Origin of the sequence: Paenibacillus sp. 8b26 (assembly GCF_050626875.1) — a bacterium.
Classification (GTDB): domain Bacteria; phylum Bacillota; class Bacilli; order Paenibacillales; family Paenibacillaceae; genus Paenibacillus.
The window spans coordinates 667994-679307 of the sequence record NZ_CP192445.1; the positions used below are offsets into that span (position 1 = coordinate 667994).

9 protein-coding genes are annotated in these 11314 nt (G+C 47.5%); 1 reads left to right on the top strand and 8 read right to left on the bottom strand.

The window, feature by feature from the left end:
• Positions 1–30: 30 nt before the first annotated feature.
• The 6 genes from ACQ4MX_RS02685 to ACQ4MX_RS02710 form a co-directional block, all read right to left on the bottom strand.
• Positions 31–843 carry a DUF3891 family protein gene (locus tag ACQ4MX_RS02685; protein WP_431089208.1) on the bottom strand — a complete coding sequence of 271 codons (813 nt, stop codon included), beginning with the start codon at positions 841–843 and terminating at the stop codon, positions 31–33.
• Between the two features lie 132 nt (positions 844–975).
• A complete protein-coding gene (locus ACQ4MX_RS02690) occupies positions 976–1803 on the bottom strand; it encodes a response regulator transcription factor (RefSeq protein ID WP_431089209.1) in 828 nt (275 codons plus the stop codon).
• Positions 1775–3781: a sensor histidine kinase gene (locus ACQ4MX_RS02695; RefSeq protein WP_431089210.1), complete on the bottom strand. Its 2007-nt coding sequence runs from the start codon at positions 3779–3781 to the stop codon at positions 1775–1777. The genes ACQ4MX_RS02690 and ACQ4MX_RS02695 overlap by 29 nt, the downstream gene beginning before the upstream one ends.
• Positions 3782–3814: 33 nt before the next feature.
• Positions 3815–5461, bottom strand: a complete 1647-nt coding sequence (locus ACQ4MX_RS02700) for an extracellular solute-binding protein (RefSeq protein ID WP_431091240.1) — start codon at positions 5459–5461, stop codon at positions 3815–3817.
• Between the two features lie 26 nt (positions 5462–5487).
• Positions 5488–6375, bottom strand: a complete 888-nt coding sequence (locus ACQ4MX_RS02705) for a carbohydrate ABC transporter permease (protein WP_431089212.1) — start codon at positions 6373–6375, stop codon at positions 5488–5490.
• A gap of 14 nt (positions 6376–6389) precedes the next feature.
• Entirely contained in the window at positions 6390–7349 is a 960-nt protein-coding gene (locus ACQ4MX_RS02710; protein WP_431089213.1) for an ABC transporter permease, read from the bottom strand.
• A gap of 259 nt (positions 7350–7608) precedes the next feature.
• On the opposite strand from ACQ4MX_RS02710, the gene ACQ4MX_RS02715 reads away from it, so the two are divergent.
• Entirely contained in the window at positions 7609–8499 is an 891-nt protein-coding gene (locus ACQ4MX_RS02715) for a hypothetical protein (protein ID WP_431089215.1), read from the top strand.
• A 186-nt stretch (positions 8500–8685) separates the two neighbouring features.
• Here ACQ4MX_RS02715 and ACQ4MX_RS02720 read toward each other — a convergent pair whose 3' ends face one another.
• Both ACQ4MX_RS02720 and ACQ4MX_RS02725 read right to left on the bottom strand, forming a co-directional pair.
• A complete protein-coding gene (locus ACQ4MX_RS02720) occupies positions 8686–9543 on the bottom strand; it encodes a DNA-binding protein (protein ID WP_134909919.1) in 858 nt (285 codons plus the stop codon).
• 257 nt (positions 9544–9800) lie between these two features.
• On the bottom strand, positions 9801–11300 hold the full coding sequence (locus ACQ4MX_RS02725) for a UxaA family hydrolase (RefSeq protein ID WP_431089216.1): 1500 nt from the start codon (positions 11298–11300) through the stop codon (positions 9801–9803).
• Positions 11301–11314: the final 14 nt, after the last annotated feature.

The following is an 11314-nucleotide window of genomic DNA, read 5'->3' on the forward strand; positions in this document are numbered from 1 at the left end:
ATGCCCGTTCGAAGCAGTATTTGAAGATGGTCAGGCATTCTCCTGATGTTCTTCTACTTCCATAATATGTTCGACCGTAAAGGTTCGATGCATCCATTCGGAGGATCGGTAGGCGTGTAAAAGACCTGCTATACGAATTTGCTCTTTATCTACTTTCTTGAAGGTATGAGTTATTCCCACCTTTCCATTAAAAGGGAAAAAGGAAAGGCCCACAGCCTGATCCGACAGCCACTCGGCACGGACTCGCCCACATTCATGGCGAACCGCCGGAAAGCTCAATCCGTCAGCAAACCATTCATAATCTGCAGCAGGTGTACCCGGCTCACGGCTGCACAGAAACAGACTCAATTCGTCGCAGAACAACATTCTGCGTACATCCGTCCGCACCTGATGGTCAAAGGTTACACCAAATGACATCTCCTGTTTGAGCCTGTGCCGACGCTGTTCCTCCGCCACCTGATAAGCACGCGTCACTTGCTTGTCCTGAGCATCCTTATGCTCGGTCCGTCCGACGAGTTCCTTGTACATCAGGCTACACAGCAGTGCCGCATAGGAATTCACTTGCTCGACTTCATCAATTCCGAGACGATAGAACACAAAACGTGGATTGAGTGGAAAATCAATAAACGTATAGGGGGCAGACACCTGATCATTCCAGAAAGGAGCGGCGTCCAACTCAATCCACCCTCGGTCATGTTCCCGTGCTGCATATACAAAATCCTGCTTATGTCGTCTATTCTTAAAAGCACTTTCTTCCCACTGTGAAGCCAGCTCACCTGAAATATGGGCATGGTCATGTTGCGTCGTCATCATATATGCTTGGTCCGTTTCATAAATAACCATATGCTCTCCCCTTCCGTCCGGCGATTCATCTGATTCGTGTATAAAATCTCTGTTTGAAGGCCATGGTTATACTTATTTTCATTATATCAGGATAAGGGTAAAAAGGCAGCGAAGTTTTCCGCATCCTTACTTCTAATTACCCGTAAGCTTCCTCACTCGAAACTGCTGCGGCGTCATCCCTTCCAGCTCACGAAACACCTTGTTAAAATGCTTTGCATTGTTAAAGCCTACGGCAGCCGCAATTTCATAAATCTTGCCGCCTTGACACCCCAGCAGTTTCTTGGCCTCTGCAATGCGCAATTTTTTTACATATTGAACAAAGCTCATGCCTGTACAGGCTTTGAACGCCTGACTAAAATACGTGTAATTCAACGATACCGAATTGGATACTACCGCCATATTCAAATCCTCGCTGTAATGAGCATGGATGTATTGGATAGCTCGCGTCATACTACCGCTTCTATCGGCGATGACACTAGCTCCATCCATGCTTCCGGCCCGTCTATCCTTCTCCACTCCGACAATATTATCGTTTATGATAGGGTTCCTCTGTTCCAGTCTGTCCTGACCTGCGTGCTGCTCCAATTCCTCGTTCAAGGTTGTCAGCGCACCGAACAGCTCCTCCCTGACAATCGGCTTGAGCAAATACTCCCGTGCTCCGCAGCGAATTGCTTCTCTTGCATACTGGAACTCATCATATCCACTGAGAATGATTACCATAGGTCTGCGTCCCGGCTCCAGCTCGCGGATATGCTGCATCAGCATAATGCCATCCATGACAGGCATACGGATATCCGTAATGACCAGCTCAGGTGAATAGTGCTGTACATGCTGCCAAGCCTCTCTTCCGTCCTTGACTAGTGCACATTCATATAAGCCGGAAAATTCCCGTTCAATCATGGCCTGAAGGCCCATTCGAATGTTCTTTTCGTCATCCGCAATCAATAGTCTGGTCGCCATTGTCCACCCCTCTCATCATGTGACGTCTGGGCAAAATCAGGGTCACTGTCGTCGATTGTCCAAGGATGCTGTCCAGTCTGATGCCGTACCCGACGCCATAATGCATAGTCAGGCGACGATGCACATTGCGCAAACCGATCCCTCCATTCACTCCCGGCTCACGAGAATCCATATCTTTTTGTGCCAGACCTGACATAATGTCTTGTCTTCTCTCTTCAAGTATCCCTGCTCCATTATCCCGAATGCGCAGTTCAAATCGTTCCTGCATCATGCAGGCTTCTATGGTAATGCTGAAAGTCCGTTCAGGCTGTTCCCATCCAACCATTTCATTGTGTAATGCACTCCAGCCGTGCTTGATGGCATTTTCCACCACAGGCTGTAGCGACATTTTCAGCACTTCCTGCTCCATATACGCTGGCGGCAGATGAACCTCCAGACCAATTTGGTTGTCATGGCGAATGTTCATAATAGCCACATAATGCTGAATATGGCGAATTTCGTCCCGCAGCGCAACATATGGCCCGGACCATTGGAGATTGTAACGCATCATCGAGCCAAGAGAGGTCAAGGCATCCGACAACGGATACTGACGCTCCAGCTCTGCCATCATTTTTAAATTTTCCAGCGTATTATAAAGAAAATGGGAATCAATTTGATGCTTGAGTGCTTGCAATTCAGCCTCCTGAGCAGCAGCCTGCTTGTGTACTGCCTCGGCAATAAGCCCGTTAATCTGACTCAGCAGACTGCGGAAATACAGGGCCAGCTCCGCCACCTCTCCCTGTCCATACACGGGAATCCGAAGCTGAAAGTCTCCGTCCTGCTGTACCTTCTTCATGGATTCCCGCAGTGTATGAAGCTGTTTGAGGATAAAAGCGTGCAAGGTGTAGGAAATAAGTGACATCAACAAAATCAGCACACAAATAATAAGCAGCATAGCATTGCGCTTCTGACGGAGATCACCCAGCGAACCGTCCAGCGCTACCACGTTTAGCAGATAAGCGTCCAGCCCTTCTATAGAACGGTACAGACCGAGATAAGGCTTATTTTCATAAGTAAAATCAAAAGCACCACCTGGTCCCTGAACGCGGGACTGAAACAGATGGCGCAAATCGGACTCAGGTATGGGAAGCGCATCGAATGGAGAGGAGGCTGTCGCTATATCGTTAAAAGACATGAGCTTGCCGCTGTTCCATGGGCTGGAATCGCTGCCGCCCCATATGAGCATTTGTGACGATGCACGGTTATCTTGCGGAGTATCAAATACTCTGGGCGAAAATAACTCCAGCCTCATGTTCGTTTCCACCAAGCCCGCGTGTCTTTCTCCAGCACTTCCTGCAGCCTGAATTTCACGCAGCAAAGCCATATACTGCACCGTTTCGCTTTCCTGTCGTGCTTGCCCTCGAAGCAAGCTTTTCGGTCCCTGATACATTTCCCACCAGATTTTTCCTCGCTGATGTTGGGCTGTTTTCAGCCAGGAAACCATAGGTAATCGTGACTCGTTGAAAATCATCGGCCATATTTCGCGTACGTGTGGATTGCTCGTATACAGCCGAATATTCGCCACATTGGGATTGCTGTACAGCAAATGCTGCAAATTCGGAAACACGTTCATGTTGAATTGCACCAGCTCATCACTGCTCATTTCACGTTCCTCAGTCAAATAACGGAGTACGTTGCGATCTGAAATCGCAAGCTGTGCGGTTCGCTCCATAATTTCCATATTGCTGTGAATATGGGCCAGCTCTGTATCCAGCACATACTGATTTTGGGCGGTAATCTCTTGCATGGTGTTCTCGTATAGCTGGTGAAAGGTATATAGCGAGAATAATACAACCGGGATTAAAATAACGGCGATATATGCGACAATGAGCTTGACTTGCAGAGAGCAGCCACCAAGCCGATCCGCCGTATCCGTCAGCCACCGCCATACTTCGCGGAGTAGCGGTCTTCTTATTCGTGAACGTCTGCGGCTTGGCATGAAATCACATCCTTATCGGTTCAATAAATCAGATCATTTGGTGAACTGCTCTATTTTCTTGAGGTTTTCTTCATAGGCCTTTTGCTGATAAGCCATGACCTTGTCATAACCGGCTTTTCTGCGATCTTCCAAAAAGCGGGCAAACAATTGGTCGAATTTCTCATCCGAGGAAGCCAGCAGCAGCTTTGGCAATGCCTTGCCCCAGATTTGATCTATCCGTCCTGACGCAATGCCCTCTGCCGATGTTCCGGTCGGTTTGATGTTGTCGTATTGGGAGAAGCCTTTCGTCTTGCCCTTCGTCCAATCCTCCGGCTGCTTGTATGGCTCCACGCTGGGCGGCGCCCACTGCAAATTCATATTCGTGTCCATCAGCATCCAGAAGGTGAAGGCAGCACCATATTTTTTATCAAAAGCAGCGCGGTCCTTGTTCATCTGCTCCAGCACCTCCGGCTTAAAGGCTGGCTTACCGTTAACCGTATCCCACAGCTTCCCCTGCTCCCCGAGGTACAGGTCACGGTTCCCTTCCTCGCTAATCAGATAGGTCAGGAATTCAATAGCCCGCTCCTTGTCTTTGACATCCTTGGAAATGAGCGTTACCGTCCAGCCAGAAATACCCGGTCCAGCCAGCGCAGGCGGATCCAGCTTGCTGTTCGAGGGCCCATCGACCGCGATATAGACGGAGTTCGGGTCCTTCGCATACAATGTAGCCTGTTGTCCAGCAAAGTCGGAGCGCTGATACAGCATGGCAAAATACCGTCCCTGTGCTACCTTTTCCTCCATTTGCGGACGCTTGTCGATAAATACATCCTTGGCGATCAGCCCCTGCTCATTCGCTTGACGGAAGGTTTTGAGCCACCGAATATATTCTTCGTCTGAACGGCGGTCGTATAGCTTTCCGTCCTTTTCATGAGGAATGGCTAGAAAATTGAGTAAATAGTCTTCAAAAGAGTAATTCCCGTTGTCCGTAAATTCGTGAAACCCTATCGGGATCAGCGGCTGACCGTTCACATCAGGAAATTTCTCTTTCGCTTTTTGAAGCGCTTCCAAAAATCCTTCCGGTGTTCTCATATCCGGCTTACCAATCGCCTCATACATGTCCTTCCGCACCATAAACGTCTGGTTAGAAACAAAATTTTGCCCGTATTTTTGATAATCCTGCGGTGAAGAGGAAGCGTTGGGATAGCCGTATACATTTCCGTCCGGTTGCTGATACCAGGACATTTTCGCCGGGTCTGCCATTTTAATCAAATACGGATCGTATTTCTCAGCCAGCTTGTTGAGTGGAAGCACCATTTTGCCCTCAATCATTTTTTTGACTGCATCCTCTCCCCAACCGAGCGTCACAAAATCAGGCAGCTTGCCCGAGGCCAGCATGGTATTAAGCTTCTCATTTTCATTCCCTGCAGGTACGATAAAATTGACGCTGACCCCGGTTTTCTGCGTAACATACTTCGAGGTCTCATCCGTGCCCCACTTGTTCGGGAACCAGGAAAAGTTCAAATACCAGTCAAACGTAATCGGCTCGGTATCCGCCTTCCATCCCGGCTCATCTGCCGTAGCCTTTGTCTTCTCGTCCTTCAATTCCGTGACAGCTCCGCCTCCTCCGGACGTACATGCCGCGAGCGAACCCGCCAGCAGAACGGCAGCCAGCAGCCCCTTCTGCCATTTGCGAATGTTCATCATAAATCTCCCCCTTGGATGATGTGCTATCCTTTGATCGAGCCGATCATCAGACCCTTGACGAAATATTTTTGCAGAAAAGGATATACCAGTACAATCGGTAGTGTCGTCACGACCATCGTCGCCAGCTTGATCGACTGCGAAGTGACGGACTGGGCAACAATCCCCGGTGCAGCAGACATCATCTGATTAGAGCTGGATTGGGCAACAACCCGGTACAAATACGTCTGAATCGGCTGAAGGTCCGTATTATTGATATAGATCATTCCGGTAAAATAATCGTTCCACTGGTACACCCCATGAAAAAGCGCAATCGTCGCTACCACGGGCATGGATACGGGAAGCACAATCCGGCAAAAGATACTGAAATCGTTCGCCCCGTCTATTTTCGCCGCTTCCTCCAATGCATCCGGCAGCTCTTGGAAAAAAGCCATAAAAATTATAAGATCAAAAAAGCTGAACATCGCCGGAATAATATAAACCCAAAAGCTGTCCAACAGCCCGAGATCACGTATCAGCAAATACGTCGGAATCAATCCCCCGCCAAAAAACAGGGTTATCGTACCGATCAGCATATACAGCTTGCGCCCAATCAGCTCCCTACGGGAATATGCATATGCAATCATGGCGGTAAAAAACACATGTACAATCGTGCCGATTACCGTCTTGGCGATGGTCACCCCCATTGCAGTCATAATACCGTTGTTCGCAAACACGGCCTGATAGCTCCCCAGACTGAATACTCGCGGCCACCAGTAAATACCGCCCCGCATGGCGTCTGCTCCTTCGTTAAAGGAGTTCACCAGCACGTACCACACCGGATACAACGTTACAAAACATATGATCAGCATGAAGACGCTGTTCACGACATCGAATATCGCTTCGCCTGTCGTTTTGCGTTGCAATAGCTGCATGCAGCCGTCCTCCTTTAGAATAGGGATGTATTATTAATCCGCTTGGTGACCGAATTGGCGATCAGCAGCAAAATAAGAGCAAGAACCGATTTCAGCAACCCCACTGCGGTCGAATATGAGAAACGCCCCTGCTGTATGCCCACCTGATATACATAAATATCCACAACATTACTTGCGCTTTCATTCAGTGAGTTACGTAATACGAGAATCTGGTCAAAGTTAGAGTTCAATATTCCGCTGACCGCCAAAATAAACAAAATGGATATCGTGCCCTTGATCGCAGGAAGCGTGACGTACCACATTTTCTGAAACCGTCCAGCTCCGTCAATGGTCGCCGCTTCATACATATCCGTCGATACACCCGCTATGGCTGCCAAATAAATAATGGCTGACCATCCAAGCTCCTTCCAGATATCCGAGCTGACGACAATGGCCCAAAAGTAGCTCGGCTCCGCCAAATAACTGATCGGCTGGTTGATCCAGCCCCAAGCCAGCAACAGATGATTGATCATCCCGGTATCTGCCAGCCACGTCGTTAAGATCCCGCCAAGAATAACCCATGATAAAAAATGAGGAAGATACGAAATGGTCTGAATGGACTTTTTAAACCGCGTAGACCGGATTTCATTCAGGAACAAAGCAAATAAAATGGGCAACGGGAACCCGATTGCCAGCTTGAGCAGACTGATGCCCAGCGTATTTTTGACAACATACCAAAAGTTATCATCCTCCAGAAAGGCCCGAAAATGCTCCAATCCCGCCCAAGGTGCGCTTGATATGGTGCCAATGATGTCAAAATGCTTGAAGGCAATCAGAATGCCGTACATCGGAATGTAATGAAAAATAATCATCCATACCACACCTAACAGCGCCATGGTCTGCAAATGTCTTTGTTGCACCCATTTACGAGCCAGTGCTCTCCCTTTTCCGGGTTGGCTCGGCGGCTGTTGTCGCGGCCTCCATTCTGTACGCATACGACAGACCTCCCTCCTCTATAATGTAAGCACTTACATTTCTTATTTTAGAGGCATCTGCTGTTCATGAGTAGTACCAATTTTTTTGATTTTGGTGTCTAAAGTTCAGGTAGCAGCATTCCGAGTCGCAGAATATTTTTGGCCTGTTGCGAATTTTTTACAATCTATTGATTTACGAAGAAGACTATCCAATGGTACGATATGCCTATATATTATTCCAATCATTACCTATACATCTAGATCAGGAGGATTAAGAAGAATGGAAGAATTGGTTCGTTCGATTCAAAAACAGATACGGATTAAAAAGGTAGCCTGCTGGGCGGGAATCATTTTGTTTGGCCTGTGTACTTTAGTCGGCATTGCGGCTCAAGAATGGCTTTTGACGATTCTTTCCCTGGGGATAACGGTTTTATCCGCTTATGCTTTAAGGCTGTTGCGCGGTATGACCCGGTTTACTTCGGAATATCAGCCAGGAAAGGGCTACTGGTACTATCGCCTTACGGTTCAACAAAAGCTGCGTTATCTCACCTGGGCACAATGGATAGTAGGCATCTCTACCGCTCTGATGTTTTTCGTGTTTCATGCCCGACTGACTTCTTTTGTCATAACTATTTTGTGTATCCTCACGATTCAATTTAGTATCAAGAAACGGATTAAAAATCATCAGGAGCCTGATGCTGCCGAGTTAGTAGAGTTTGTGCGTTTGGGGATCATCTCTCCCGATGAGCAGGCAATTGGAGTGTATAAAGATTTTGTGCATCTTACCCATACGTTTCGGGGGAACCAAATTATTATCGTGACGGATAAACGCCTGATTTCCGTGTTTATAGAGGAACAGGGTCGTGCGTTGAAAACGGAAATGCTGCTTTCGGGCATAAACAAGGTACGAGCGATCGGCACTGGTTTCCAGGGTCGTGGATTGCTTTTGTCAGTGAGCAACCGTGACCATAACGAGCTTCACGTTCATATGGTCGGACAAAGTATTTTCTTTTCTCCAGAGCAATTCGTGAGCTCCTTGCTACAAGCATTGGATGGGGCCTTAAAGAGCAGTCCATACCAAATGAAAGAAACATTCCCGACCTACCAGCAGTTGAAAATTTCATTGCATTCATCAGATCAGGGTGTTCTGCATAAGCCTACTACGGCTTAGTATTCATGAAACACCAAATAGCAAGCAAGCCCGGTTCCTAATGAGCTTGCTTGCTATTTGGCATACTTATACATCATTTATCTAGTTGTCAGAGAGCTTCTTTTCTACTTACTTCTGTCCAATTAATGATTTGCTCCATGATAAAACACGGAAATGAGGTCATGACTTGTAACAAACACCAGCAAGCTAAACAGACTGAGCGACAGAGGCTGTGAAATCAATTTTTTCATCCTTTAACACTCCTTTTAAAATAGTTATATATTGGTCTTGCTGTGTTGCCGTAGCTTGGGATCTGAAAATCTCAAATATCGCGGTACACTTCCTGAACTCATGCTCATGTTCCATACCCAGGGTATCTGACAGCATGAGGGATTGCAGAATATAGTTCAGCGCAACCGTAAACCGCTGCTGCTTGATGTAGTAGAGAGACAATTGATAGCAAAAGCGAAAATAATAAGACACATTCACAGGCTCTTCGAGATATTTGAAATCGTCAATTTGTTCAGCAAAGGGTTCAAGCACAGCCTCTAAAGGATAGTCGTGCCTGGATGCCCCCTCTACAATGGAAAGAAGCCCCGGTAACAGTTCTTCCGGATTGTCCTGAAGAAATTGAACGTATTCCTGCAACACTTCAAAACGACCTGACAAAATATCAAGGGCGTACAGATTGGCTTTGGCGGCATGGCGATAATACTCGACTTCCGCTTCCCCGTGAGGATCAAGACCATTAAACCAGCCCAATTCCGCATACTTTTCAATGCAATCTCGGGCTTCATCATATTTACCCTGTTTCTGAAAGGCCATTCCTTTCATCAGATGACTGTATCCATAGTAATATACTAGTGGACGTTTGGTATGTATGGGTTGTACGGATTTCTTGTGCGCTTTGTAGAACTGTAACTCCTGATACTTCTGGCTGGCACGGTCGTACAGATGATCACATAAAGCAATCATATTGGCTCCGTCGTTAAACGAAAATGACAGCTTAATCATGTTAACAAGTGTGTCTAAATCTGTGATGTCGGAGTGAACAAGATCATCCACCCTCCCCACCTCCTTGTCCGACTTTTCATATTCACCAAATAGAAGTTCGCAAAATAAAAGAATGAACTGAATACCGTTCATGATATGATATAATAACTTAATTACGTAATTATTACTTAATTAAGTTATATCATAAAATCAACTATGCCGCAAGCTTTTTATGATAATAAATTCCAATTATGCATTATGCCGAAGCAGGTCACGCCAACACAAAAAAGGAAGCGGAATCCTTCCGCCTCCCCATTCGTTGTAATCCTTTACAACGTAACACCATTTTTAAAAATAGCCAGCTCTCTGAAATTGTTCTTCTCGTTGTTCACCCAGGTTCCACTGGCTACATCGACAATGTAATCCACAAAGCTGCGGAGCGCATCCTCCATACTAACATCCTCCACCAGTGAACCGGCGTTGTAGTCGATCCAATGGGGTTTGGCCTTATACAGCGGCGAGTTGGTCGAAACCTTCATCGTCGGAACGAAGGAACCGAAAGGCGTACCGCGTCCAGTTGTGAAAATAACGAGCTGGCAGCCCGCTGCCGCAAGCGCCGAAGAAGCAACCAGATCGTTCCCCGGTGCGCTGAGTAGGTTGAGTCCCTTGGTTTTGAGACGCTCCCCGTACTGAATGACATCGGTGACCGTAGAAGAACCGGACTTTTGCGTACAACCCAACGATTTATCTTCCAGTGTCGTGATGCCTCCTGCTTTGTTGCCCGGCGACGGATTTTCGTATACCGGCTGCTTGTAATCCAGAAAATATTGCTTGAAATCGTTAATCAGATGCACGATTTTGCCGAATACTTCCTCGTCTGCCGCACGTTCCATAAGAATCGTCTCCGCGCCGAACATTTCCGGTACCTCAGTCAGTACCGTCGTTCCGCCCTGCGCGGCCATATAATCCGACAGCCGACCGAGCAGCGGGTTGGCGGTAATACCGGATAGGCCGTCAGAGCCGCCGCATTTCAAGCCGATATTCAGCTCAGATAAAGGTACAGGCTCTCGCCGATCTTCCTGTACTGCCGCATAAATTTCATGAAGCAGTCGTACCCCTTCCTCCACTTCATCCGATACTTCCTGGGAAAGTAAAAACTTCACCCGTTCCGGGTCATATTCCCCGATGGCTTCCTTAAACTCCTTCATTTCATTGTTCTCGCAACCTAAGCCAAGAACCAGCACGCCACCCGCATTGGAATGCTTGACTGCATCAATCAAAATCGTGCGGGTATGTGCATGATCGTCTCCCAACTGGGAACAGCCGTAGTTATGCTTGAGCACAAGTGCATTTTCAAAAGGCGAAATATCGCCCGCTTCCTGCTTGAAACGATTTAAAATAAGTTCGGCAATCCCGTTCACACAACCAACCGTTGGCACAATCCACAACTCATTGCGAATCCCCACGCGACCGTCCTTTCGCCGATAACCCTGAAACGTACGACTCTCCTGTTCATATAAATGAAGCGCTGGCTTAGGCTTGTAAGTGTACTCCTCCACGCCCGTCAGATTCGTCTTTGTATTATGCGTATGCACATGCTGCCCTGCCTGAATGGGCTGAATGGCATGACCGATCGGATATCCGTATTTCAGCACATTTCCACCTTCAGGAATGTCCTGCAACGCAATTTTGTGCCCACGTGCCACATCCTCAGCCAGCACTACGCGCTGTTCTCCATGTGCTCCCCACGCCAACGTCTCACCCTGCTTGTAATCACGCAAAGCGACAGCCACGTTATCTTGATCATGAATTTGAATGAATTCCAGCATTCCAGTCTCCTCCT